Below are 25,368 nucleotides of genomic sequence, written 5' to 3'. Positions count from 1 at the left end.
AAATGGCTAAACAGCTTTATCTAATTGAGTTCGGATAGCCTCAGCCAGTTGCTCAAAGCGCCCTTTTAACGGAGAGCCCGGTCTATAAGCAACAACAATACGACGTGAAGGCGTTGGATTGACTGCAGGCACATAACACACGCCATCTTTCTGCTTTTCTTTTGGTACCGATAGCTGAGGTAATAAAGTAATACCCGCCCCTGCCGCGACCATATTGCGTAGCGTTTCTAAGCTGGTCGCTTTAAAACGTTCATCATCTTTTGCACCCGCAGCAAAACAGAAGCCCAAGGCTTGGTCTCGTAAGCAGTGACCATCACCTAGTGCAAGTACGGTTTGTCCATTTAATTGCAGCATATCGACAGTGTCCTGCTGAGCCCACTCATGACCGCACGGTACAGCAACACTTAATGGCTCGTCATAAACATCAATTTCTTTGAACGCCGCCGTTTCATCAACCGCAGCCAATACCAAGCAATCGAGTTTGCCATCTTCCAACTGACTCACCAATTGATGAGTCTGAGCTTCGTGCAGGTAAAGCTCAAGATCGGGAAAGCTCTCTTTCAGATGAGGAATGATTTTTGGCAAGATGTATGGGCCAACGGTCGGGATAAAACCAATGTGCATTGGCCCCGTCATCGCTTCACCGTGTCCACTCGCCATATCTTTAAAGGTCTTCACCTCGTTGAGAATGCGTTTGGCTTGCTCAACAAGTTGTAAGCCTGATTCTGTAAATATTACCTTTCTTGGACTACGCTCGGTTAACTGAAGACCGATTTCATCTTCGAGTTTGCGTATCTGCCCACTCAAAGTAGGTTGACTGACGAAGCACGCCTCTGCCGCTTTTCTAAAGTGCTTATGCTCTGCGAGCGCCACCAAATATTCAAAGTCACGAATGTTCATGATCAGTCTCTTATCTAAAGTCTTAATCGAGACATTTTACAATAAAACGCTCTTGATAGAATTTACCTATCAAAACCATAACATCAAACGATTAGAGCTATCAAAGGATTTATCTAATAATGGGCTCAACGAAACGAAACAGAGCAAAGAAAAACGTTAAGCTCTGATAGAACAAAATTAAAAATACTATTTAAGGAAATCAATATGTTTGCATCTAAAGAAGGTCAATCAATCCCTCAAGTAACATTCCCAACTCGCCAAGGCGATGCATGGGTTAACGTAACGACGGAAGAGCTATTCAAAGACAAGACAGTTATCGTATTCAGCCTACCAGGTGCGTTTACACCAACATGTTCTTCAAGCCACCTACCTCGTTACAACGAACTGCACTCAGTGTTCAAAGAAAACGGCGTTGATGACATCCTTTGTGTTTCTGTAAACGACACGTTCGTAATGAACGCATGGAAAGCTGACCAAGAAGCTGAAAAAATCACATTCATCCCAGATGGCAACGGTGACTTCACAGACGGCATGGGTATGCTAGTTGAGAAGAACGACATCGGCTTCGGCAAGCGTTCATGGCGCTACAGCATGCTGGTTAAAAACGGCGTGGTAGAAAAAATGTTCATCGAAGAAGACGTACCAGGCGACCCGTTCAAGGTTTCTGATGCTGATACTATGCTTAACTACCTTGCTCCTGAACACAAAGAGCAAGAGTCAATCACAGTATTCACTAAGCCAGGCTGTCCTTTCTGTATGAAAGCGAAACAAAACCTAATCGACAAAGGTCTAAACTACGAAGAAGTGGTTCTAGGTAAAGACGCAACAACAGTAAGCCTACGTGCAATCTCTGGTCGCACAACAGTTCCTCAAGTATTCATCGGTGGCAAACACATCGGTGGTAGCGAAGAACTAGAAGCTTTCCTAGGTTAATCACTTAGTCGCTAATAAACGCTTAGCAATTAAATAACCTAAGTAATACCAGCTAACCCACCCTCTTGTGGGTTAGCTATTCCAAACCACTCTTATCTGAGCTTTGGAAAAAGATGCAGCTTCTGACTCGCTAACTTTTAACTATCCTATAGTTAGTAACAAGAAGCAGTTAGTAACAAAAAGCTGAATCACAAGCTAAACCTAATAAAACAGAATCACAAAACTGACCCGCAATCCTAACTCTCAAAAAATCACCAGAGTTGGAGGGGTCCGTTCACACTAAATTTAGCCATTGCGAGAAAATTATTATGAAACAAGTCAATGTAGATGTAGCAGTTATCGGGGGCGGTACGGCAGGTCTAGGTTCTTACCGCGCTGCAAAAGCACACACTGACAGTGTCGTGATGATTGAAGGCGGCCCTTACGGTACAACCTGTGCTCGTGTTGGTTGTATGCCATCTAAACTGCTTATTGCAGCTGCAGAAAGCGTACATCACATCGAGAAAGCTCCGGCTTTTGGCGTTCACCCACAAGGTGATATCGTGATTAACGGCCGTGAAGTGATGGACCGAGTGAAGTTTGAACGTGACCGTTTTGTTGGTTTTGTTTTAGAAGGCGTTGATGAAATCCCAGAGCAAGACAAGATCTCTGGCTACGCAAAATTCTTGGACGACAACACGCTACAAATTGATGACCACACGGTTGTGACCGCTAAGCGCATCGTTATCGCGACAGGTTCGCGCCCTGCATACCCTGCAGTTTGGAATGAACTGGGTGACCGTCTGATCATTAACGATGACGTATTCAGCTGGGATGATTTACCAGAGTCGGTTGCGGTATTTGGCCCAGGTGTTATTGGCCTAGAGCTTGGTCAATCACTACACCGCTTGGGTGTGAAAACAAAACTGTTCGGTTTAGGTGGTCAAGTTGGCCCAGTAACCGACCCAGAGATCATGGCTTACGCAGACAAAGCCTTCAATGAAGAGTTCTACCTAGATGCCGACGTAAAAATCGAAAGCATGAAGCGTATTACCATTGAATCAGGTGAAGCGCGCGTCGAAATCCAGTTCATCAATAAGCAAGGTGAACTAGAGACTAACATCGTTGAGTACGTATTAGCAGCAACAGGTCGTCGTCCAAACACAGATAAACTTGGCCTAGAGAATACCTCTCTAGAGCTTGATGAACGTGGTGTGCCAATCGCCGACCACTACACGCTACAAACATCGCTACCATCAGTTTTTATTGCTGGAGACGCAAGTAACCAACTGCCTCTGCTACATGAAGCAGCAGATCAAGCACGCATTGCAGGTGACAACGCAGGTCGCTTCCCTGAGATTCGTGCTGGTTTACGCCGCTCTAAAATCTCAGCGGTATTCTCTGACCCGCAAATCGCAATGGTTGGTGAAACGTACAAAGAAATCACCACCCGCTTAGGCACATGTGGTTGTTTCGCAACCGGTGAAGTGTCTTTCGAGAACCAAGGTCGTTCACGAGTGATGCTACGCAACAAAGGTATTCTGCACGTTTACGGCGAGCAAGGTACAGGTCGTTTCCTTGGTGCTGAAATGATGGGACCAAACGCAGAACACTTGGCTCACTTGTTAGCATGGGCACACCAAAACAAGATGACAGTTTCTGAAATGCTAGATATGCCGTTCTACCACCCAGTAATTGAAGAGGGTGTACGAACAGCGCTACGTGACCTCAATGCGAAACTGCACCTAGGTCCAGAGATGGTGAAACACTGTCTAGATTGCGGTCCTGGTTGTTAATCTCAGACTATCGTTAGCAATGAGCAAACGCTAGATACTAAAAAGGAAAGCCACTGGCTTTCCTTTTTGTTTTTGCTTGTATCTAAAGACTAGAGAATTACTTCTCAGCAGCAATCACAGAGATCTCAACCAGTAGCGCTTCGCGAGCCATGTCGCCAGTAACACATGCGCGAGCTGGAGCGTGACCTTCAGGAACCCATGCGTCCCATACTGCGTTCATTTCTTGGAAGTCTTTCATATCTTTCAAGTAAATCGTTGCTGACAGCATGTGCTCTTTGTCGCTGCCTGCTTGCTCAAGTAGGGCCTCAACTTTATCTAACATTGTCTGTGTTTGTTCTGTGATGTCTTTGGTTGCATCAGCACAAACTTGGCCACATAGGTAGATAGTACCGTTGTGTTTAACAATACGGCTCATGCGTTGCTTAGTTTCTTGGCGCTCAATCATCGATCTTCTCTCTCTATGTCACCGTGATCCAATATCTTGTGACGTGGTATTATCAAGGCAACAAGCATAACGCGAATTAAGCCTAAGATGACATGTGTTCATTGCAATAAAAATGAAAAAATCTTCAACAAACTCGGTCGCTGCCAACGTTGTATGAACCAACTGATGGTATTGTCGCTAGTAAGTTGGGGAGCATGGTGGTTATTTTTCAGAGAAGACCCGAAAACCATCAATGCAATCGCCTTGATGATGGCTGCGTTGGCATTCAGTAGTTTGCTGTCACTGCATTGGATAATGAAATTTTTGGTGCTTCCTCTAAGGAAAAAGAAGCGTTAGCAGAGGGCTTTGTTAGGTAAACGATAATAGCTAGATGTTCGATTCAATGACCCAATAGTGCCTCGATTTAGCTTCCCATCCTCATTTCCCAAACAGCAGATAGAAAAAAGCCCCAGAACCAATCGATTCTAGGGCTTTCTTAGAAAATTCTAAGAAAAAGCAGTGGTACTTTAATAGACCGGACTTTTCTTAGTTTGTTCCCAAAAAAGATCAGATTTTTGATCTTTTTTTTAGGAGCTATAAAATCAATGCTTTATGCAACATTCACCTTAGCGATAATCTGCTCTACCAAGTTCACTTCCAACGCCACTTCATCACATGCATGTTGACGAGGACACTGATCACAATCTTTCAATACCTTTTCAGGTAGCAGAGATTTCGATGTCGGTAAGAAGTCATGCTTCATAAAGAACTCAGGAGTACGAGTCAGTACGAACACCTTCTTGATTGCCATTTGGCGAGCCTTCTCAACAAGGTGTTGCACGATTGCAGTCCCCTGCCCTTGACCTTGCCAACCAGCTTCAACACCCAACGAACGAATTTCCGCTAAACCAGAGTCATACACATAGAGTGATGCACAACCTGTTACTTCGCCATGATGCTCAGCGACCGCAAACGAGCCAATATCACGCACCAGTTCATTACGAGAACGAGGTAGGTTTTCACCGAGGTTGGCCCAATAGGCCACCATGCCTTCCAATGATTCGATATCGGTCAAACGAGCCGGACGAACTTTAACAATGGAAGTATCACGCTGTGACAAACGCTTCTCAGCTTGATCAACCGCGTAAGCGACTTGCTTCGGTGATACACCACCTAGCGCGCTACGTTTCTCAAGGCACGATTCAATGGTCAAGATGTCATACACATCATCTTCAATCACCTCAGAGAACTCTTTCATCTCTGCGATGGTTAATTCTTCTAATGCACAACCTTTAGCAATAGCAGCAACTACCGTCACACCAACAATATGGTGAGCTTCACGGAAAGGAATGCCTTTCGCGACTAGGTAATCAGCCAGTTCTGTTGAGTTTGCATAACCTTGCTTCGCCGCTTCAAGCGTACGTTCACCGTTCACTTTAATGCCGTCAAAACAAAGAGCAGCCATTTCCATACAATCATTCCAAGTGTCTAAAGCGTCAAACAGACCTTCTTTATCTTCTTGCATGTCTTTGTTGTAAGCCAAAGGCAGTGCTTTCACTGTCATCATCATTGCGGCTAATGAACCGTATACACGGCCAGTTTTGCCACGGATAAGCTCTAGCGCATCAGGGTTTTTCTTTTGTGGCATCAGAGATGAACCTGAAGTCACGGTATCAGCTAACTCGATGAAGTTTGATTCACCTGAGTTGTAGAAGATCATATCTTCTGCAAGACGTGAAAGGTGAAGCATTGAGATAGATGCAATCGACATCAGCTCCATCACATGGTCACGGTCAGAAACTGAATCTAGAGAGTTACGCGTTGCACGACGGAAACCTAAGTTGTGAGCTAACTCTTCACGGTCCATCGGGTAAGCGGTTCCTGCGAGGGCACCAGAACCCAGCGGACATGTATCTAGACGCTTAATCGCATCATTCAAACGAGAATAATCACGCTCAAGCATTTCAACGTAAGCCAAGCACCAGTGAGCAAAAGTTACCGGCTGAGCACGTTGTAAGTGAGTGTAGCCAGGAAGCACGGTTTCTTGATGCTGAGAAGCAACATTCACCATTTGGCTTTGTAGACGATCAAGCGCGAGTAGCAGTTGATTACCTTGCTGACGACACCAAAGTTTAAGGTCAGTCGCTACTTGGTCATTACGAGAACGGCCAGTGTGAAGTTTTTTTCCCAAATCACCGACTTTGCCGATAAGTTGTTGCTCAACCCAGCTGTGAATATCTTCTGCATCAGAACGTAAGATCTGTTCAGGGTCTTCCATCACTTCGAGTTTTAGCTCGTTCAGTGCAAGCTCTAGTCTTTGCTGTTCTTCTTCTGTTAGAACATTGACCGATTGTAGAGCCTTTGACCAGGCAATAGAGCCCACAATGTCTTGCTCAGCCAATCGGTAATCAAAACGAAGAGAATCGTTAAAATCTTTGAACCGCGTGTCTGCTGCTTGGGTAAATCTACCGCCCCATAATGCCATTGTGTATCTCCTAATTGCACAGTGCTCACTGTTTTTGCAAATGATAATTCTGATTAAGATTCAGTATTTTTCTGATGGTTTAAACTTACGGCAATTCAAAATGAAAATAAAGTATTAATTCATTATTTTCACATATTTATTCACCAAAAGATCATTCCATTGATTATTTTCAGCGTGGAGCGCGAATTATATGCCATTCAACGGTAAAAGCTGAAGCTGATTTATTAAGCGAATAGAAAACAAAAAGCCCATTCACTGTTTAGTAGTAAATGGGCTTTGCATAATAATGTCAGTTTACTGGCCTTTAATCTTCCGCTAAAGGCTAGCTCGCTAACTCATTGTTAGGATTACTTTTGGCTATTCAAAGCACGGATACGGCTTGATAGCGAGTAAAGACGGATGAAGCCTTCAGCGTGGCTTTGGTCGTAAACTTCATCTTCACCAAAGGTTGCAAACTCTTCTGAGTATAGGCTGTTATCAGAACGCTTCTGAGTCACCGTTGCATGGCCTTTGTAAAGTTTGATAACCACTTCACCATTCACTTCTTGTGCTAGCTCATCTGTTGCTGCAAGAATTGACTTACATAGCGGAGTGAACCAACGACCGTCGTATACAAGGTGAGAAGCTTTAACACCTAGCTCTTCACGGAATTCGAATGCCGCTTTATCAAGAACCAGCTGTTCTACTGCACGCAGTGCTTCCATCATGATTGTGCCACCTGGAGTTTCGTAACAACCACGAGACTTCATACCAACAAGACGGTTTTCTACGATATCGATACGACCAACACCGTGCTTAGCACCCTTCTCATTTAGATAAACCAGTGCGTTGTATGGCGTCATTGTTTCACCATCAACCGCTACCACTTCGCCTTTTTCAACTTTAAGCGTCACAGTTTCAGATTCGTTTGGCGCTTGCTCTGGGTCTACAGTCCAAGCCCAGCAATCTTCATCAGGTGCGTTCCATGTATTTTCTAGAACGCCACCTTCTGTAGAGATGTGCCATGCGTTTGCATCACGCGAGTAAATCTTAGTAAGAGAAGCCGTACAAGGGATATTACGCTCTGCTAGGTAATCTAGACACTCTTCACGGCTCACTAGATCCCACTCACGCCAAGGTGCAATTACGTGTAGATCCGGTGCTAGAGCAGCAAATGCGCCTTCAAAACGAACTTGGTCATTACCCTTACCAGTACAACCGTGGCATAACGCGTCCGCACCGACTTTACGTGCAACTTCAACCTGAGCTTTCGCAATGATTGGACGAGCCATTGAAGTACCTAGTAGGTATTTACCTTCGTAGTAAGCGCCTGTTTTTAGCGTTGGGTAGATGTAATCTGCCACCATCTCTTCTTTAAGGTCAGCGATGTAACACTCAGAAGCACCAGAAGCTTTTGCTTTCTCTTCAATACCAATCAGCTCTTCATCGCCTTGGCCTACATCAGCAACAAATGCGATAACTTCGCAGTCATAGTTCTCTTTCAACCATGGAATGATTACTGATGTGTCTAGACCGCCAGAGTAGGCTACTACAACTTTCTTTACGTTAACTTTGCTCATTTTCTTTCTCCTAATTTCCATACTGCACATGGCGGTCAGCGTTGGAAATGACTTCATAATTATATGTTTATTTAGTTTGTCTAAATTCTTTAAGTAGTGACTCGTAGTGAGGCCTACTGAGGTAAAAACTGTGTTCCGATGCTCTTACCTGAAAAAAGTTGTGTCAGTTTGTCTGGGTATCGCCAAGTGGCGACTTCGATTGGTCGTCCGAGGTCGTTAGCGGCTTCTAGTGCAGCTTTAACCTTAACGATCATGCCGTCAGTAATGACTTTTCCTGTGATGAGGTCATCGGCTTGTTGCTGATTAAGGCTTGGAATCAGGTGCCCTTTACCATCCAACACGCCACTTACATCAGAAAGCAGTACCAGTTCAGCATCAAGTGCGCCTGCAACGGCAACCGCGGCTTGATCGGCATTAACGTTCATCAGTTGCCCTTGATCAGTCAGACCAATAGAACTAATGATTGGCAATGCACCAGTATTAAGGATGGCTTGCAGGACGGTTGAGTCGCCCGGCTCAGCTTTACCTACTGCACCCAATTCAAGGTTCAGCTCGCTGACTTTACATAAGCCACCGTCTGCTAGGCTCAAACCAACGGCATTGATACCGTCTTTAATCGCCTGACCCTGAAGTAATTTATTGGCTGTGCCCGCTAGCGCACCAGCAATCACTGGGATCTGATCATAAGGGGTAACACGTAACCCTTCTTTCTTAACGGTTTCAAGGTTCAATTTATTCATCAGGTCATCAACAAGGTAACCACCACCGTGAACGATCACGATTGGTCGCTGTGCCTGCTGTTGGTAAGCAGAGATAGCACCAAATAACTTGCTAAGTGTTTCACCACAAGATAGCGCAGCGCCACCTAACTTTATGATTAATGGTTGATTATTAAGGCTCATATCTAGATTTCCTTACACTAACGCAGTTAATGGCGCAAAACCATAACGTAAATTCAAACACTGCATCGCTTGGCTAGATGCACCCTTTAATAAGTTATCAATCGCTGAAACAACGATGATGTGTTGACCTTGAACCTTCCAACCTAAGTCGCAGAAAGGTGTTTGTTCTACATCTTGAATTCTTGGCAATGTCTCTTCGAGTAATCTCACTGCTGGCTTACCTTGATAAGCTTGCTCAAAGGCATCTTGTATCTGTTGTTCTGTCACACCTTCAGCCAGTTTCATGGTGATGGTTGCTAAAATGCCACGCTTAAAGTTGCCGAGGTGCGGGGTGAAAATCACATCACATCCTAAATGTGCAGCCATTTCAGGTTGATGACGGTGATTGAATACGCCATAAGCTTGCAAGCTCACTTCGCAGAAGCTGTTGACCATAGTCGCCTTACGACCAGCTCCAGTAACACCACTAGTCGCGTTAATCACTGGCCATTGATTCTCATCCAGTAACTTTGCTTCAACTAAAGGCTTAATCGCCAATTGTGATGCCGTTGGATAACAACCCGCGACAGCAACAAGCTGAGCTTCTTTAATTTCTTGTTCGTTCCATTCAGCTAAACCGTAAGCCGCTTTGTCTAGCCATTGTTCGTGTTGATGTTCAAAACCGTAAAACTCTTGATAGAAGTTTTCGCCTTTAACTCTGAATGCACCTGATAGGTCGAACACTTGGCAATCGTTCTCTAGAAAGATTGGCGCCAGGTCGTGACTTACCTCATGTGCAGTAGCTAAGAAAATCACATCAGACTGCTTTGCCACTTCTTCTGGATTCGTTAATGGTTGTACTGGCATATCAATCAAGCCAGCTAACTTACCGTGCAGTGCCGCAATAGGTTTACCTGCGTCTACACTATTGGCTGAGACATATAAACCTGATAGCGTGAGCTCAGGGTGTCTGTTTATCATTAGAGCCAGTTCTGCTCCGGTGTAGCCGCTTGCGCCAATGATCGTGGTTTTCAACATCTCAACACATCCATTCTTGAGGTAAGTTACATTTCAAATTTGACTATTCATACTTAATTTTTAGCTTTATTTGATTTCTTATGCATTAAATATGATTTAATATGTGTTTTACCGACTTATGGTTTTCCTGTCAATAGTAGAAGTGAAGTTATTATGCAATTACCGAGTTTTCTTGAGGTCTATAAAGGCCTGATTTCCACCGACTCCATTAGCTCGACCGATCCAAGCTGGGATCATGGCAACGAGAAAGTGATCGAAAAAATGGCTCAATGGTTTAAAGACGTAGGCTTTAGCGTTGAGGTGGTAGAGGTCGAACCCGGCAAGCATAATATGGTCGCAAAGATGGGTTCTGGTGAAGGGGGCTTATTGCTTGCAGGACACAGTGATACCGTGCCATTCGACGAAGGACGTTGGAACTTCGACCCTCACGCACTGACAGAGCACAATAACCGCTTCTACGGATTGGGCACCGCCGATATGAAAGGCTTTTTCGCTTTCGTTTATGAAGCTGCAAAGAAGATGGATTGGAGCAAGCAGACCAAGCCACTTTATGTACTAGCAACCTGTGACGAAGAAACCACTATGCTGGGAGCACGTCATTTCACTGAAAATGCGCCGTTTAAACCGGACTACTGCATTATTGGTGAGCCAACCAGCCTTGTGCCGATTCGTGGTCATAAAGGTCATGTTGCCAATGCTGTACGAGTAACGGGTAAATCAGGTCACTCTTCAGATCCCGCTTTAGGCGTCAACGCTATCGAGATCATGCATGAAGTGTTGTTTGCTTTAATGCAGCTGCGTGACAAGTTAGTCAAGGAGTACCATCACCCAGGTTTTGCGATTCCAAGCCCTACTCTAAACCTTGGTCATATCCACGGTGGCGACAGCGCGAACCGTATCTGTGGTTGTTGTGAACTGCACTATGATGTTCGTCCCTTACCGGGCATCAGCTTAGATGGTTTGGATAACATGCTGCGTAGCGCACTGAAAGAAGTAGAAGCAAAATGGCCGGGCAGAATTGAGATTACTCCACTGCACGAACCTATTCCGGGTTACGAGTGTCAGCACGATCATCCATTTATCGGTGGCATGGAATCAGTGTGTGAAACTGAATCTCAAACCGTGAACTACTGTACTGAAGCACCTTTCCTTCAAGAATTATGTCCAACACTGGTGTTAGGTCCAGGCTCAATTGACCAAGCTCACCAACCGGATGAGTTCTTAAGCTTCGATTTTATTGACCCAACAATTGATGTTCTGAGTAAATCCATCCGTAAATATTGTTTCTAGTTATTACTTCTCAATCCGAACATTCACATAAAAGCCACCCTAAAAAGTGGCTTTTATTCTGCCATCCCTGATATAGCCGCAATCTTGTAATTAAATTTCACTTTTTCCCTAAGTTTTGAAAAATTTACTTCTCCCGCATTTTTAAACCTAATAATTGCAAACTTAGAATGCTTTATTTGACTAGATACAGCACTTTTCGCTAGATTGTGTACTTAACAAGGAACAATGGATGTAATTTTTTTACGAGGCAGGATGACAATGAACGAGAAATACGCCGCTCTCAAGAGTAACGTAAGCATGCTGGGACGCTTGCTAGGTAACACAATCCAAGATGCACATGGTGACGTTATCTTAGAGAAAGTGGAAACTATCCGTAAACTTTCCAAATCCGCCCGCGCAGGCAACAAAGCTGACCGTGACAGCCTAGTTGAAGAAATCAAAAACCTGCCGAACGAACAACTCACTCCTGTTGCTCGTGCATTTAACCAATTTCTCAACCTCACCAACATGGCAGAGCAATACCACACGATCTCTCGCCACTGTGAGGAGCATGTTTGTGAACCAGATGTGCTGCAATCTCTATTTTCCAAATTAAACCAAAACGACATCAGCAAGCTAGATGCGGCTCAAGCTGTTCGCGACCTGAACATCGAACTCGTTTTGACTGCTCACCCAACAGAAATCACTCGTCGCACCATGATCAACAAGTTGGTTAAAATCAACGAGTGTCTGTCTAAATTAGAATTAAGCGACCTATCACACAAAGAGCGTGTGAAAACCGAACGTCGCCTAGAGCAGCTTATTGCTCAAGGTTGGCACTCTGATGTGATTCGTCAACAACGCCCAACACCACTTGATGAAGCTAAGTGGGGCTTTGCGGTTGTAGAAAACTCTCTTTGGGAAGCCGTGCCTGATTTCCTACGTGATATGGATGGCCGACTAAAAGGTTACCTTGGTGAAGGCTTACCAATCGATGCTCGCCCAGTACACTTCTCATCTTGGATGGGTGGCGACCGCGATGGTAACCCATTCGTAACGCACACCATCACCAAAGAAGTACTGCGCCTATCTCGCTGGAAAGCCGCTGATCTTTACCTAGGTGACGTGAACGAGCTGATTACCGAACTGTCGATGACCAAGTGTAATGATGCCGTTCGTGAGCTGGCTGGCGATGAGCACGAAGCTTACCGTGCCATCCTGAAGAGCTTACGTACTCTGCTGAGCAACACGCTAGAAGTGCTTGATGCAAAACTGCACGACGCTGAAGTACCGAAGAAAGAAACACTACAGAACATCGACCAACTTTGGACACCGCTTTACGCGTGTTACCAATCACTGCACGAATGTGGCATGGGCGTCATCGCGGACGGTTCTCTGCTTGATACCCTGCGTCGCCTGAAAGCATTCGGTGTGCACTTGGTTCGTCTCGATGTTCGTCAAGAAAGTACACGTCACTCAGATGTGCTGTCTGAACTGACTCGCTACCTAGGCATTGGCGATTACGACCAGTGGAGCGAGCAAGACAAGGTTGCTTTCTTAACCAATGAATTAAGCTCAAAACGCCCACTGCTACCACGCGATTGGGAGCCCTCTGAACAGGTCAAAGAGGTTTTGGACACCTGTAAGGTGGTTGCGGCCCAACCTCGTGAAGCATTTGGTGCTTACGTGATCTCAATGGCTCGCACTGCATCGGATGTACTGGCTGTTCACTTGCTTCTGCAAGAATGTGGTTGTCCGTACCGCATGGACGTATGTCCACTGTTCGAAACGCTAGACGACTTGAACAACTCAGAAGCGGTAATGAAACAGCTAATGAGCATCGATTTGTACCGTGGCTTTATCCAAAACCACCAAATGGTGATGATTGGGTATTCTGACTCTGCAAAAGATGCCGGCGTAATGTCTGCAGGTTGGGCTCAATACGATGCGATGGACAAGTTGGTTAAGGTTTGTGATGAAGAAGGCATCGAACTGACTCTATTCCACGGCCGTGGCGGAACAGTTGGTCGTGGTGGTGCGCCAGCGCACGCTGCTCTTCTTTCTCAGCCACCTAAGAGCTTGAAAGGCGGTTTACGTGTTACTGAGCAAGGCGAAATGATCCGCTTTAAGCTTGGCTTACCAGATGTTGCCGTAAACAGCTTCAACCTTTACGCAAGTGCGATTCTAGAAGCGAACCTTCTGCCGCCACCAGAGCCTAAACAAGAGTGGCGCGACCTAATGGAAGTGCTATCCCAAGTATCTTGTGAGGCTTACCGTAACGTGGTTCGTGGCGAAGAGAAATTTGTCCCTTATTTCCGTCAAGCAACGCCTGAACTCGAGCTGGGCAAACTGCCTCTTGGTTCTCGTCCTGCAAAACGTAATCCGAACGGCGGCGTAGAAAGCCTACGTGCGATTCCATGGATCTTCTCTTGGAGCCAAAACCGCTTGGTTCTTCCAGCATGGTTGGGCGCTGGTGAAGCGATTCAATATTCCGTTGACCAAGGTCATCAAGCACTGCTTGAAGAGATGTGTCGCGAGTGGCCATTCTTCTCGACTCGTCTGGGCATGTTGGAAATGGTGTACTCGAAGTGCAACATGGAAATCGCTAAGTACTACGATCAACGTCTTGTTGATAAAGAACTGCTGCCGTTAGGTGAATTACTGCGTGAACAACTGCAGAAAGACATCAAAGCTGTGCTGAATGTAGAAAACAACGAGAACCTGATGCAGAGTGACCCTTGGGGACTTGAATCGATTCGCCTACGTAACATCTACGTTGAGCCACTAAACATGCTTCAAGCTGAGTTGCTTTACCGTACTCGTAAGTGTGAAACACCACCAGCAGAGCTAGAAGAAGCGCTAATGGTGACGATTGCGGGCATTGCAGCAGGCATGCGAAACACCGGTTAATTAGTGATCCCTACTATAACCTAATCAGCATTTACATCTAAAAAAAGAACAAAAGGTCGCCTTGTGTGACCTTTTTATTTCAAAAAATAACGACTATTGAGTTTTTTGTCAGTTTTTTGGGTTATTTTGTCCATGTATTCTACTTTATGCTTATTATTTAGATATACTACTGCTCCGCTGCGGAAACACTCCAATAAAATAATCTGCAGCAGTTTGACCAAGAAATCGGTCAACCTAGGTGATAAACGGCTTTATAAGGTGACATAACCAACGACCCAGTTGGTGCTACTTAAACATAACCAATATAACGTGCCACAAGAAGCACACTTGTTGTTTAAGTATTTGTTTACTGTTTACCATTTGGATTTCAGACATGTCATTACCACACGTAATTCTAACCGTTTTAAGTACACGCGATGCTACTGGTTACGATATCACAAAAGAATTCTCAGCAAGCATTGGTTACTTCTGGAAAGCTAGCCACCAACAAGTTTACCGCGAGCTAAATAAAATGGCTCAGAACGATCAAGTAACTTGCGTGCTTGAACCTCAAGAAGGCAAACCTGATCGTAAAGTTTACTCTATCACCGACGCTGGTCGTGGCGCTCTAGGTGAATGGTTTGAACAACCGACTGCACACCCAACGGTTCGTGATGAATTCTCAGCTAAGCTAATGGCTTGTGCTGTTCAAGCATCTGACCCATACCGTGTACAACTTGCTGAGCTAGTAGAAGAGTCTCGCAAGCTGGTTTCTCACTACAAAGAGATTGAAGCGGCTTACTACGCAACACCATCAACGCTAGACAAGCAAGCGCGCCTTGAGCGTCTAACACTTCGTCGCAACCTACTGATCCGTGAAGCATGGATTGTATGGGCTGAAGAAGTACTGCTTGAACTTGGTGCTATCGCATAAGCTAGAAGCTAGAAGCTAGAAGCTAGAAAAGCAAAAGGCTTGAACTCTTAGAGTCCAAGCCTTTTTTGTATCTGTAGGATTTGAAATTTTACAACCAGAGGCTTTTTACAAACGCTTTAACTACAGCGCAGCAATTTGTGGACGAACGCCTAGCGTATGGCAAAGCGCGTAAGTCATTTCAGCACGGTTTAACGTGTAGAAGTGGAAGTCCTTCACACCTTCACGGCTCAGAGTACGAACCATATCAATCGCTTGGCTCGCGCCTACTAACTGACGAGTCGTTGGATCATCATCCAAGCCTTCAAATTGCTTCGCCATCCAACCTGGTACTTTAACGTTGTTCATTGCTGCAAAGCGAGACGCTTGCTTGAAGTTAGACACCGGTAAGATGCCCGGTACAATCTCAACATCAACACCTGCCGCCACACAACGATCACGGAAACGTAGGTAGCTCTCTACATCGAAGAAGAACTGCGTAATAGCACGGTTTGCGCCCGCATCCACTTTACGTTTTAGGTTGATAAGGTCAGATTGAGCACTTTTTGCTTCAGGGTGAACCTCAGGGAATGCCGCTACCGAGATATCAAAATCATGGCGCGATTTAAGCAGTTCAACGAGATCAGAGGCATACATCTCTGGAGCACCGCCGCCAGCAGGAATATCACCACGCAGCGCAACAATGCTTTCAATCCCATTTGCCCAGTAATCGTCGGCAATTTGAATCAGCTCTTCACGGCTCGCATCGATACACGTTAAGTGTGGTGCTGCCACTAGGCCAGTTTGGTTTTTGATTTCTTTAATGATTGAGTGGGTACGATCACGTTCGCCCGAGTTTGCACCATAGGTTACCGATACAAATTTTGGTTGAAGTGTTTTAAGACGGTGAACAGAGTTCCACAGTGTTTCTTCCATCTTCTCGCTGCTTGGTGGAAAGAATTCAAATGACACGTTAATGTTGTCAGAAAGCTCAGCGATATTCTGATTCAAAGCGTCGATATGGCCTGCGTGTGTGTATCCCATCTTACTCTCCCTGTGGCAAAAGCAACCACTAAAAATCTTAAATCCTTCGAACGCCGTTTAGACGTCTATATGTCTGTAGAATGTATTGAATACGATTTAATGTCAACAGATCGATTATGAATTTTTCTCAAGTAGATCGTGAGGAAAACTCAAGTCGTTAGATGGGTCGCAAAGCAGAAATAATGTAGAAAAAAGGCTGAAAAACACATCGTGCTTTCAGCCTTATTTATCTTAGTGAATAGTATGCTATTTACGTGCTAAAACAATTTATCTGAGTATTAAAGCAATTGATCTGACTATTAAGCCAACCGCTCTAAGTATTAAAACAGGCTAGACATTCTGTTTAGATCCGACTGAATCGCACCAGCCGTCACTTCACGACCTGCACCTGGGCCACGAATAACCAATGGATTATCTTTATACCATTTACTCTCAATCGCAAAGATGTTGTCGCAAGGCAGTAAGTTCGCCAGAGCGTGTTCTTTAGATAGAGCTTCAACACCTACCGTTGCCTTACCATTCTTCTCTAAACGCGCTACGTAACGCAGAACCTTCTGTTGAGAGTGCGCTTTCTCTAAGCGTTCAGCCAACTCTTCGCTCAACACTGAAGCCTTATCAAAGAAGTCATCCACCGACAGGTCTTGCAGCTCTTCAGGTACCAGTGATTCCACTTTTACGTTTTCAGGCTCGATGTCTAAGCCCGATTCACGCGCCAGAATCACCAGTTTACGCATTACGTCTGAACCATCTAGATCAGCACGAGGGTCTGGTTCAGTCAGGCCTTGTTGCCATGCTAAGTCGACCAACTCACTGAACGGCACTGTGCCATCAAACTGTTGGAACAACCACGACAACGTGCCCGAGAAAATGCCAGACAACGCAATGATGTCATCGCCACTTTCACGCAAGTCACGTACCGTGTGGTTAATCGGTAAGCCAGCACCTACTGTCGCGTTGTACAACCAATGACGGCTGATCTTAGCGAAAGCATCTTGCACTTGATGGTAATACTCGCTTGATGCAGAACCTGCCACCTTGTTAGCCGAGATCAGGTGAATACCTTGTTGTGCGACTTGCAGGTATTTTGCTGCAAGCACAGGGCTCGCCGTAACATCTAAAACAACCGCTTCATCGTAGCCCTGAATAGAACCTAAACGTTCTAGCCAGTCGTTGCCGTTGTTGGCAATTGCTTCGTCGTCAAAGCGTTTACCAACTGAAGTCGCATCAATGCCTTGGTCGTCGAACCAATAGGTTTGGCTATCAACTACCGCAACTAATTCAAAGTTCATTCCACGACGCTTTTCAAGTTCCGCTTTTTGCTCAGCAAACAGGCTTAACCAACTTGAACCAATGTTGCCCTTACCACATAAAGCAATCGCAACACGCTTCTGCGCTTGGAACAGTTGAGAGTGAATGCCTTTCACTAGGCTTGATGTCTCACTCTTACGAATCACAGCCACTAAGCTCAAGCCAGAGTTCGCTTCTGAAATGAATTCAACTGGCGAGCTCTTGAGCTGCTGGTAGAAACCGTAGCAATGGTTCGGGTTTTTAGTCACACCCGCACCTACCGCCGCAATCAGAGAGAAACCTTCTTTGAGCTTAATCTCAGCTTCAATCGCGTGGTCTTGTAGATATTCCAGAGCGCCACCAGCGATCTCTTCTGTGTAAGCAAGGCGCAGACAGTGCTGATCCGGTTCAAGCTCGTAAGCAAGCGGCTCTAATTGAGCGCGCTTAAGCCCTTCAAGGACTTCACTCTCTAGACGGTCAAAGTCATGGCCGTGACCAAAAGTCAGCTGCACGATAAGAACTTCATCCAAAGAGGTAATAATTTTTGCACCACGACCCGATGCCAGTACACGCTCTATCTGTGTAGAGCCCGCTTCTGGCTGATAGCTGCAGCGTAAGCTTAAATCCATAGCACTTTGAGCGACAGGCTGTAACGTTCGGCTATGAAGCACTGGAGCCGCTAAACGAGCTAACTCACTCGCTTCATCAAGGCGAAGCAGAGGCAGTAAACACGCATCCGAAACCAAACGAGGATCAGCGCTGTATACACCAGCTACGTCACTCCAAATTGTCACGCGTTCAACTTCAGCCAAAGCACCAATCACGGTTGCTGAGTAATCCGAACCGTTACGACCAAGCAGTACCGTTTCACCTTCGCAGTTCTGAGCCATAAAGCCCGTAATCACCACGCGACAATGCGCATGCTGCGCTAAAGCTTCTTTAATCAGAGGATAAGAGCGTGCGCGGTCGACTTCAGGTTGAGCACCCGCTTCTGCACGTAAAAAGGCACGTGCGTCTTGAGCAACCGCTTGTAAGTCATGCTGGCACAACAACGTCGCCAACAAACGTGAAGACCAAACCTCACCATGACCAAGCACTTGCGCTTTTTGTGCTTCGCTTAAGGGAGCGGTGAGCTCACCCAAAGCGGTAAATTCTTGTTGAATGGTTGCCGTTAGTTGAGAAGCGGCTTCACCTTCAAGCAATGCTTCAATCAGTTCAAGCTGGAACTGACGAAGGGTTTGTAGGCATTCATGCGCAATACGACCATCTTTATCGAGCGCTTCAACAAACTCAATCAAACGGTTGGTCGTTTTACCTGCCGCCGATACAACGACTAAATCCGTTGCTGATGAGTATTCTCTAAGAATGTTGACCACGCGTTGGTAACATTCAGGGTTCGCTAAACTGCTGCCACCAAATTTATGTAGCTGGCGAAAGGTTGCCATTATTAACCCTCCCCTTCAGCGATAAAGCCTTGTGTTCTTTCGAAAGCTTGCTTGAGATCGTCGATTAGGTCTTCTGCATCTTCAAGGCCAACAGAAAGACGCAGTAGTTGTTGAGAAACACCCGCTTCTGCTAGAGCTTCTTCGCCCATCGCACGGTGAGTCATCGACGCAGGGTGACAAATCAGGCTTTCAACACCACCCAGTGATTCAGCCAAAGAAAATAGCTCTAACTTATCGACAAAATATTTAAGCGCTTCAAAAGAGCCCGCAAACTCAAAGCTCAGCATGGAACCAAAGCCCAACTGCTGTTTCTTCGCGATCTCGTGACCCGGATGTTCAGGCAGGCTTGGGTGGTAAATCGTACCAACCAGGTCTTGTTGTTGCAGAGCCGTCAGAATTTCACGTGAGCTCTCTTCGTGAACACGCATACGCGCACCTAGCGTACGAATACCACGTAGCGTCATGTAGCTATCAAATGGTGTGCCGGTCGCACCAATACAGTTGCCCCACCATGCTAACTCTTCAGCGTGCTCTTCAGTTTTGGTAACCACAACGCCACCAATAACATCCGAGTGTCCGTTGATATATTTAGTGGTTGAGTGGATAACAAAATCAGCACCCAGCTCTAAAGGCTTTTGGAACACAGGAGTCAAAAACGTGTTGTCGACAGCAACCAGTGCACCCACTTCTTTCGCTTTGCGGCAAGTTTCTGCAATATCAACCACACGAACCAATGGGTTCGATGGTGTTTCAATTAAGATCAACTTTGGCTTAAGCGCGATCGCCGCATCCAGCGCTGCTTGATCCGATTGATCAACAAACAGAACTTTGAAGTCACCTTTGAGTGAGCGTGTGTTAAACAGACGGTAAGTGCCGCCGTAGCAGTCGTGTGGTGCAATAATAAGATCATCACCACCTAAGAAAGCCGAAACCCATAAGTTAAGCGCCGAAGTACCGCAGTTAGTAACAACCGCACCTTTGCCCGATTCAAGCTCGAACAGTGCCGTTTCTAATAAACCACGGTTTGGGTTACCAGAACGGGTATAATCATACTTTGGCACTTCACCAAAAGCGGGAAACCCATAGTTAGTCGAAAGATAAATAGGTGGGACAACGGCATGGTGTTGCGTGTCTGACTCGATACCAGTACGTACTGCGATGGTTGCTGGCTTCCGGCTGCTCATAGGTGCTTCCTTACAAGTTTTGCGTCTGAGAATCACAGCTGCTTGTCGGCATTTTGCGGCTGTGTTAGATATATGTTATTCACTTTACTTTCATAAACGTGAGACGTCAACACTTCTAGACGTCCATATGTCTTTGCTTATGGCAGTAAATCCCGCTAAAATCACCACTATTAATTTATTCTAACAACTAAAGTGATGAAGGTACGCAATGGCCGACTGGAATGGTGAATACATAAGCCCATATGCTGAGCATGGAAAGAAAAGCGAACAAGTAAAGAAAATTACAGTTTCTATCCCTCTAAAAGTGTTAAAGGTTCTTACTGACGAGCGTACCCGCCGCCAGATTAATAACCTACGCCATGCAACAAACAGTGAGCTACTGTGCGAAGCCTTTCTACATGCGTACACAGGCCAACCACTACCAACGGATGAAGACCTTCGTAAAGACCGTCCAGACGATATTCCGACTGAAGTGAAAAAACTGATGACAGAGATGGGTATCGAATTCGAAGCGTTTGACGAAGAATAAAAACAACTCAGTCACTGCCTTCAATATTGATTAGCGATAACTGAACCCTATTTGTAACATCAACCACTGCACCCTCTATGACTGCGCAGTGAATGATAGACATAAAAAAACCGACTCCTAATGGGTCGGTTTTTTATTATTCTTTTCGCTCAATAAAGCAGTCGCTATAAAGCTATAACAAGCTATAACAAGCTATAACAAGCTATAACAAGCTATAACAAGCTATAACAAGCTATTAAGCCATATAATTAGCAGGCATCTCAATACGAGCAACGCCAGACTCAACCGCCGCTTCCGCTACAGCTTTTGCTACGCGAGGAAGTAGACGTGGGTCCATTGGCTTAGGAATGATGTAACCTTTACCGAATTCCAATGCAGTCTCACCCGCAGCAGCCAGTACTTCAGCCGGAACTTCTTCTTTCGCCAATTCACGAATCGCTTTAACAGCAGCCAGTTTCATTTCGTCATTGATTTCGCTCGCACGCACATCTAGCGCACCACGGAAAATGAATGGGAAACAAAGTACGTTGTTTACTTGGTTAGGGTAATCACTGCGGCCAGTACCCATAATTAGGTCAGAACGAACTTCATGAGCAAGCTCAGGCTTGATCTCTGGATCTGGGTTTGAACATGCAAACACAACAGGCTTATCAGCCATCAGCGTTAGTGCTTCTGCTGGTAACAGGTTAGGACCCGATACGCCCAAGAACAGGTCAGCACCTTCGATAACATCTTCAAGCGTGCGCTTATCCGTGTTATTTGCGAACAGCTCTTTGTATTCGTTTAGGTCATCACGACGAGTGTGGATCACACCTTTACGGTCAAGCATGTAGATTTTCTCACGCTGAGCGCCACACTTAATCAGTAGCTCCATACATGCTACAGCCGCTGCGCCAGCACCTAAACAAACAATCTTACACTCTTCCAGTTTCTTACCTTGAAGCTCAATCGCGTTCAGCATACCTGCTGCCGTTACAATCGCAGTACCGTGTTGGTCATCGTGGAATACAGGTACATCACAACGCTCAATCAGGCGACGTTCAATCTCAAAACAATCAGGAGCTTTGATGTCTTCTAGGTTAATACCACCGAATGTATCTGCGATATTCGCAACCGTATCAACGAACTCATCGATTGTGCGGTGTTTTACTTCAATATCGATAGAATCTAAACCAGCAAAACGCTTAAACAGTAGCGCTTTACCTTCCATTACAGGTTTAGAAGCAATAGGACCAAGGTTACCTAGGCCAAGAATCGCAGTACCGTTAGAGATAACAGCAACCATGTTGCCCTTACCTGTGTATTTATAGACGTTATCAACGTTCTGTGCGATCTCACGAACAGGCTCAGCCACGCCTGGGCTGTATGCAAGTGCTAGATCTTCTGCAGAGTTTGCAGGCTTCGTCAGTGCTACGGCAATTTTGCCTGGAATTGGGAACTCATGATAATCAAGAGCTTGCTGACGGAATCGTTCTTGAGGCGATAATTCTTGAGAGGATTGGTCTTGGCGGCTGTCTTCAGACATAGGTGTAGGTTCCTAGGATATTATTATTTGGGGGATCTTGTTCATGTTAATAGATGTACTTCAAAGTTCCTAGGTGGTTAAAGCCTCTGTCTCATTAAAAAACGAGATTTCACTACTAATAAGACCAGTGAGCAGTTGAAATTACTATCGCTTGTTGAACTTTCGAGCGGATTTCTAGGGAAGAGTGATTAGGGGGAAAGTGATCGAGCTAAACTCAAATCGACAGCCTATCGTCGAGATAATCGGAGAGCGTTATAAAAGTCAGGGTTTTCTCAAATTACAGGCAACAAAAAAGGACACCGAAGTGTCCTTTTTCATGTCTAAATAGCGAGAATTACTTCTTGCTAGAAAGAGCACCGAAACGCTTGTTAAAGCGATCTACACGGCCGCCTGTATCTACGATACGTTGCTTACCAGTGTAGAATGGGTGACATTTGTCACATACGTCTAGGTGAATACCATCTTTACCTAGAGTAGAGTTGAATTCGAATGTGTTGCCGCAAGAACAAGTTGCTGTTACTGCTTTGTATTCTGGGTGGATTCCAGCTTTCATGGGATAACCTCAATTAGGCCGTGTCGCCATCCGATTCTAAGCCGGACACCACACGTTGTTAAAAAATAAAATAAAGACACCGCAGCATCACTAAAAAGCGATAAAGCCATACCTTTAAGGCGCAGTATAGTAATGAATCTGTGAGGTAGGATCAACTGATTTGATACATTTTTCACCAACACAGTCCTTAAACCCTCTATTAAGCGTTATTTTCTGGCTCCAGTAGCATTCAAGCCTCAAGTAAGCTCTGTCATCTAAACTGCTCCTCGAATTTAACTCCCTTATCCATTAGACTGTTCGCTCTCGTCAACTCAGATAAAGCCGTCCCTTTATGCGTCCAATGATTGCCCGCGTGGCACTGCCTGTTCCACTCGACAAGCAGTTCGATTACAAGATTCCTAGCCACCTATTCCCGATTATTGGCGGTCGAGTCTCTGTGCCTTTTGGACGACAAACCTTAACAGGTATCGTGACGGCTCTGGTTAATGAATCTGAATTCGATCTCGACAAGCTCAAGCCGATTAAAGCCTTATTAGATAACCAACCCGTTTGGCCTGAATCGGTCTATTCCCTATTAGTGTGGTGCAGTCAGTTCTATCAGTACCCACTGGGTGAAACCTTAGCTAATGCCCTACCTAGCGCTTTACGAAAAGGCAAAGCGGCCGACTTCGCAACGCTTGTTGAATGGCAACTGACCCCATCAGGTAGAGATCAACTGATGCAAGGCTTTGGTCGCGCGGTCAAACAAGCCAAAGTAATGCACATGCTTGAACACGGCGCGGTTCCTCATCAAGAGTTCATTGATCAAGAGGTGGGCAGCGCGGTACTTAAGACATTGGAAGAAAAAGGCTGGATTGAGTCGGTAGAGAAAAAGCCGAAGCGTAAACCATGGCCAATTGAACTCGAAAACGACCAAGACAAGCCTAAGCTCAATGCAGAGCAAGCCATCGCGATTGCGACAGTAAATAGCCAAACCGATTTTGGGTGCTTCTTGCTAGAGGGTGTCACTGGTTCAGGTAAGACCGAGGTCTACCTAAATATGATTAAACCGATTCTCGACCAAGGCAAGCAAGCATTAGTCTTGGTACCTGAGATTGGCCTGACTCCACAAACGATTAACCGCTTTAAGCGACGCTTCAATGTACCTGTTGAAGTGATTCACTCTGGATTAAACGATTCTGAGCGACTGAATGCATGGCTATCAGCTCGCGATAAGATTGCAGGCATCGTAATTGGTACCCGCTCGGCTCTGTTCACGCCGTTTGCTGATTTGGGCATTATCATTGTTGATGAAGAGCATGACGCCTCTTATAAACAGCAAGATAGCCTGCGCTACCACGCTCGTGATGTCGCGATAATGCGTGCTCATAAAGCGCAAATCCCAGTGGTTCTAGGTTCAGCCACACCAGCTTTTGAAACACTGCACAACGCTCAGATAGGTAAATACAGCTACCTGACCCTCACCTCACGCGCTGGTGTCGCACTGCCGACCACCAATAAAGTGTTGGATGTTAAGGGCGAATATCTAGAAAGCGGCTTATCTGCATCGTTAATTGCAGAAATGCAAAGACACTTAAAAGCGGGCAACCAGGTGATGCTGTTCCTCAATCGCCGTGGTTTCTCCCCAGCATTGATGTGTCACGACTGTGGTTGGACAGCCGAATGTAAGCGCTGTGATGCTTACTACACCTATCACCAATACAGCAATGAAATGCGCTGCCACCATTGTGGCTCGCAGCAGCATATCGTGCACAATTGCCAAGGCTGTGGTTCAGCGAACTTGGTGACGGTGGGTGTCGGCACCGAGCAACTTGAAACGCAACTTGGTCAACTGTTCCCTGAATACAAAACCATTCGTATTGACCGCGATAGCACCCGTCGTAAGGGCAGCTTAGAAAGCGCATTAGAGTCGATTCGTAAGGGTGAATACCAAATACTGATCGGCACACAGATGCTTGCCAAAGGACACCACTTCCCTGACGTGACACTTGTGGCGTTATTGGACGTTGATGCCTCTTTATATAGTAGTGACTTCCGCGCCTCTGAAAGACTGGCTCAGTTGTTCACTCAAGTAGCAGGTCGAGCAGGACGTGCCAGTAAGCCTGGTGAGGTTATCTTACAAACTCACCATCCAGAACATGGCTTGTTACAAGCACTGCTGCACAAAGACTATAACCACTTTGCCCAGACGGCTCTGGCTGAACGCAAACAGACGATGTTGCCGCCTTATACCTTCATGACTCTGTTTAGAGCAGAAGCGAACGACACACGCTTAGTGGAAGAGTTCTTGCGTCAAGTTCGTCACACATTGGAATCACATCCACTGTTTGACCAATATTGCATGGTGCTCGGCCCAACCCCTGCGCCATTGGCAAAACGAGCAGGTAAATCTCGCTGGCAGCTGATCTTGCAAACACAGACTCGTTCATTAATGCAGAAGCTATTAATGAGTGCGAAGCCGGCAATTAATATGTTACCCGCTGCGAAAAAAGTCCGTTGGTCACTCGATATTGAGCCGCAAGATCTGAGCTAAACCCACTCGGGTTAAAACTAATGATAAGTTTGTTCACAAATATTTCATATTTCTCGTGAGCAACTTCACACTAGTCATGTGATTTTTGTTAATCTAGCCGTAACTTTACACGGATGAAACGAATAAAATATTGCAATAAAAAAAGTGTTAGCAACACTTTCACAATATCTATCCGATTGTATTAATTATTCACGCCTTAGATACT

General features: G+C 45.6%; 19 protein-coding genes. 8 read left to right on the top strand and 11 right to left on the bottom strand.

Annotated features, from left to right (window positions below):
* Positions 1-6: 6 nt before the first annotated feature.
* Positions 7-900, bottom strand: coding sequence for a DNA-binding transcriptional regulator OxyR (oxyR, locus tag BCT49_RS23195; RefSeq protein WP_017108572.1), 894 nt, complete (start codon positions 898-900; stop codon positions 7-9).
* Positions 901-1,104: 204 nt separating this feature from the next.
* Between oxyR and BCT49_RS23190 the strand changes: the two genes are divergently transcribed.
* Both BCT49_RS23190 and BCT49_RS23185 read left to right on the top strand, forming a co-directional pair.
* Positions 1,105-1,833: a glutathione peroxidase gene (locus BCT49_RS23190; protein WP_017073712.1), complete on the top strand. Its 729-nt coding sequence runs from the start codon at positions 1,105-1,107 to the stop codon at positions 1,831-1,833.
* A gap of 308 nt (positions 1,834-2,141) precedes the next feature.
* Complete coding sequence (locus tag BCT49_RS23185; RefSeq protein WP_102438474.1) at positions 2,142-3,608, top strand: dihydrolipoyl dehydrogenase; 1,467 nt, start codon at positions 2,142-2,144, stop codon at positions 3,606-3,608.
* A 97-nt stretch (positions 3,609-3,705) separates the two neighbouring features.
* On the opposite strand, the gene BCT49_RS23180 is transcribed toward BCT49_RS23185, so the two are convergent.
* Positions 3,706-4,053, bottom strand: coding sequence for a RidA family protein (locus BCT49_RS23180; RefSeq protein ID WP_004729674.1), 348 nt, complete (start codon positions 4,051-4,053; stop codon positions 3,706-3,708).
* A gap of 87 nt (positions 4,054-4,140) precedes the next feature.
* Between BCT49_RS23180 and BCT49_RS23175 the strand changes: the two genes are divergently transcribed.
* The gene (locus BCT49_RS23175; RefSeq protein WP_102314086.1) at positions 4,141-4,389 is read left to right on the top strand and encodes a DUF3624 domain-containing protein; all 249 of its coding nucleotides are present in this window, start codon (positions 4,141-4,143) and stop codon (positions 4,387-4,389) included.
* A 253-nt stretch (positions 4,390-4,642) separates the two neighbouring features.
* Here BCT49_RS23175 and argH read toward each other — a convergent pair whose 3' ends face one another.
* From argH to argC, 4 genes are all read right to left on the bottom strand, one after another.
* Positions 4,643-6,517: an argininosuccinate lyase gene (argH, locus tag BCT49_RS23170; protein ID WP_017086009.1), complete on the bottom strand. Its 1,875-nt coding sequence runs from the start codon at positions 6,515-6,517 to the stop codon at positions 4,643-4,645.
* Between the two features lie 347 nt (positions 6,518-6,864).
* Entirely contained in the window at positions 6,865-8,076 is a 1,212-nt protein-coding gene (locus BCT49_RS23165) for an argininosuccinate synthase (protein WP_102438472.1), read from the bottom strand.
* 113 nt (positions 8,077-8,189) lie between these two features.
* Positions 8,190-8,978 (bottom strand): acetylglutamate kinase, encoded by a 789-nt coding sequence (gene argB / locus BCT49_RS23160; protein WP_102438470.1) that lies wholly within the window; start codon positions 8,976-8,978, stop codon positions 8,190-8,192.
* A gap of 12 nt (positions 8,979-8,990) precedes the next feature.
* Positions 8,991-9,995, bottom strand: a complete 1,005-nt coding sequence (gene argC / locus BCT49_RS23155) for an N-acetyl-gamma-glutamyl-phosphate reductase (RefSeq protein ID WP_017063685.1) — start codon at positions 9,993-9,995, stop codon at positions 8,991-8,993.
* A gap of 153 nt (positions 9,996-10,148) precedes the next feature.
* On the opposite strand from argC, the gene argE reads away from it, so the two are divergent.
* From argE to BCT49_RS23140, 3 genes are all read left to right on the top strand, one after another.
* Positions 10,149-11,285 (top strand): acetylornithine deacetylase, encoded by a 1,137-nt coding sequence (argE, locus tag BCT49_RS23150; RefSeq protein WP_009848891.1) that lies wholly within the window; start codon positions 10,149-10,151, stop codon positions 11,283-11,285.
* Between the two features lie 252 nt (positions 11,286-11,537).
* The gene (ppc, locus tag BCT49_RS23145) at positions 11,538-14,174 is read left to right on the top strand and encodes a phosphoenolpyruvate carboxylase (protein WP_198595896.1); all 2,637 of its coding nucleotides are present in this window, start codon (positions 11,538-11,540) and stop codon (positions 14,172-14,174) included.
* A 373-nt stretch (positions 14,175-14,547) separates the two neighbouring features.
* On the top strand, positions 14,548-15,087 hold the full coding sequence (locus BCT49_RS23140) for a PadR family transcriptional regulator (protein ID WP_017104637.1): 540 nt from the start codon (positions 14,548-14,550) through the stop codon (positions 15,085-15,087).
* A 120-nt stretch (positions 15,088-15,207) separates the two neighbouring features.
* Here BCT49_RS23140 and metF read toward each other — a convergent pair whose 3' ends face one another.
* From metF to BCT49_RS23125, 3 genes are all read right to left on the bottom strand, one after another.
* Positions 15,208-16,107, bottom strand: coding sequence for a methylenetetrahydrofolate reductase (gene metF / locus BCT49_RS23135; protein WP_029223209.1), 900 nt, complete (start codon positions 16,105-16,107; stop codon positions 15,208-15,210).
* A gap of 320 nt (positions 16,108-16,427) precedes the next feature.
* Positions 16,428-18,839 (bottom strand): bifunctional aspartate kinase/homoserine dehydrogenase II, encoded by a 2,412-nt coding sequence (locus BCT49_RS23130; RefSeq protein WP_102438468.1) that lies wholly within the window; start codon positions 18,837-18,839, stop codon positions 16,428-16,430.
* Positions 18,840-18,841: 2 nt separating this feature from the next.
* The gene (locus BCT49_RS23125) at positions 18,842-20,023 is read right to left on the bottom strand and encodes an O-succinylhomoserine (thiol)-lyase (protein WP_102306776.1); all 1,182 of its coding nucleotides are present in this window, start codon (positions 20,021-20,023) and stop codon (positions 18,842-18,844) included.
* Between the two features lie 208 nt (positions 20,024-20,231).
* On the opposite strand from BCT49_RS23125, the gene metJ reads away from it, so the two are divergent.
* Positions 20,232-20,552, top strand: a complete 321-nt coding sequence (gene metJ, locus BCT49_RS23115) for a met regulon transcriptional regulator MetJ (protein ID WP_004729686.1) — start codon at positions 20,232-20,234, stop codon at positions 20,550-20,552.
* Between the two features lie 235 nt (positions 20,553-20,787).
* Here the strand turns inward: metJ and BCT49_RS23110 are convergent, their stop codons facing one another.
* A complete protein-coding gene (locus BCT49_RS23110) occupies positions 20,788-22,077 on the bottom strand; it encodes a malic enzyme-like NAD(P)-binding protein (RefSeq protein ID WP_102438466.1) in 1,290 nt (429 codons plus the stop codon).
* Positions 22,078-22,411: 334 nt separating this feature from the next.
* Positions 22,412-22,630: a 50S ribosomal protein L31 gene (gene rpmE, locus BCT49_RS23105; protein ID WP_017055855.1), complete on the bottom strand. Its 219-nt coding sequence runs from the start codon at positions 22,628-22,630 to the stop codon at positions 22,412-22,414.
* A 331-nt stretch (positions 22,631-22,961) separates the two neighbouring features.
* Here rpmE and priA point away from each other — a divergent pair, with 331 nt between their 5' ends.
* Positions 22,962-25,163: a primosomal protein N' gene (priA, locus tag BCT49_RS23100; RefSeq protein ID WP_102438464.1), complete on the top strand. Its 2,202-nt coding sequence runs from the start codon at positions 22,962-22,964 to the stop codon at positions 25,161-25,163.
* The last annotated feature ends 205 nt before the right edge of the window (positions 25,164-25,368 follow it).

The organism is Vibrio lentus (genome assembly GCF_002875945.1).
Taxonomy (GTDB): domain Bacteria; phylum Pseudomonadota; class Gammaproteobacteria; order Enterobacterales; family Vibrionaceae; genus Vibrio; species Vibrio apostichopi.
Note: the sequence above shows the minus strand (reverse complement) of the source record. Positions and strands in the feature narration are given on the sequence as shown.

Coding starts and splice junctions, on each gene's coding strand:
- oxyR (WP_017108572.1), bottom strand. CDS start 900: ATGAACATTCGTGACTTTGAATATTTGGTGGCGCTCGCAGAGCATAAG.
- BCT49_RS23190 (WP_017073712.1), top strand. CDS start 1,105: ATGTTTGCATCTAAAGAAGGTCAATCAATCCCTCAAGTAACATTCCCA.
- BCT49_RS23185 (WP_102438474.1), top strand. CDS start 2,142: ATGAAACAAGTCAATGTAGATGTAGCAGTTATCGGGGGCGGTACGGCA.
- BCT49_RS23180 (WP_004729674.1), bottom strand. CDS start 4,053: ATGATTGAGCGCCAAGAAACTAAGCAACGCATGAGCCGTATTGTTAAA.
- BCT49_RS23175 (WP_102314086.1), top strand. CDS start 4,141: ATGACATGTGTTCATTGCAATAAAAATGAAAAAATCTTCAACAAACTC.
- argH (WP_017086009.1), bottom strand. CDS start 6,517: ATGGCATTATGGGGCGGTAGATTTACCCAAGCAGCAGACACGCGGTTC.
- BCT49_RS23165 (WP_102438472.1), bottom strand. CDS start 8,076: ATGAGCAAAGTTAACGTAAAGAAAGTTGTAGTAGCCTACTCTGGCGGT.
- argB (WP_102438470.1), bottom strand. CDS start 8,978: ATGAGCCTTAATAATCAACCATTAATCATAAAGTTAGGTGGCGCTGCG.
- argC (WP_017063685.1), bottom strand. CDS start 9,995: ATGTTGAAAACCACGATCATTGGCGCAAGCGGCTACACCGGAGCAGAA.
- argE (WP_009848891.1), top strand. CDS start 10,149: ATGCAATTACCGAGTTTTCTTGAGGTCTATAAAGGCCTGATTTCCACC.
- ppc (WP_198595896.1), top strand. CDS start 11,538: ATGACAATGAACGAGAAATACGCCGCTCTCAAGAGTAACGTAAGCATG.
- BCT49_RS23140 (WP_017104637.1), top strand. CDS start 14,548: ATGTCATTACCACACGTAATTCTAACCGTTTTAAGTACACGCGATGCT.
- metF (WP_029223209.1), bottom strand. CDS start 16,107: ATGGGATACACACACGCAGGCCATATCGACGCTTTGAATCAGAATATC.
- BCT49_RS23130 (WP_102438468.1), bottom strand. CDS start 18,839: ATGGCAACCTTTCGCCAGCTACATAAATTTGGTGGCAGCAGTTTAGCG.
- BCT49_RS23125 (WP_102306776.1), bottom strand. CDS start 20,023: ATGAGCAGCCGGAAGCCAGCAACCATCGCAGTACGTACTGGTATCGAG.
- metJ (WP_004729686.1), top strand. CDS start 20,232: ATGGCCGACTGGAATGGTGAATACATAAGCCCATATGCTGAGCATGGA.
- BCT49_RS23110 (WP_102438466.1), bottom strand. CDS start 22,077: ATGTCTGAAGACAGCCGCCAAGACCAATCCTCTCAAGAATTATCGCCT.
- rpmE (WP_017055855.1), bottom strand. CDS start 22,630: ATGAAAGCTGGAATCCACCCAGAATACAAAGCAGTAACAGCAACTTGT.
- priA (WP_102438464.1), top strand. CDS start 22,962: ATGCGTCCAATGATTGCCCGCGTGGCACTGCCTGTTCCACTCGACAAG.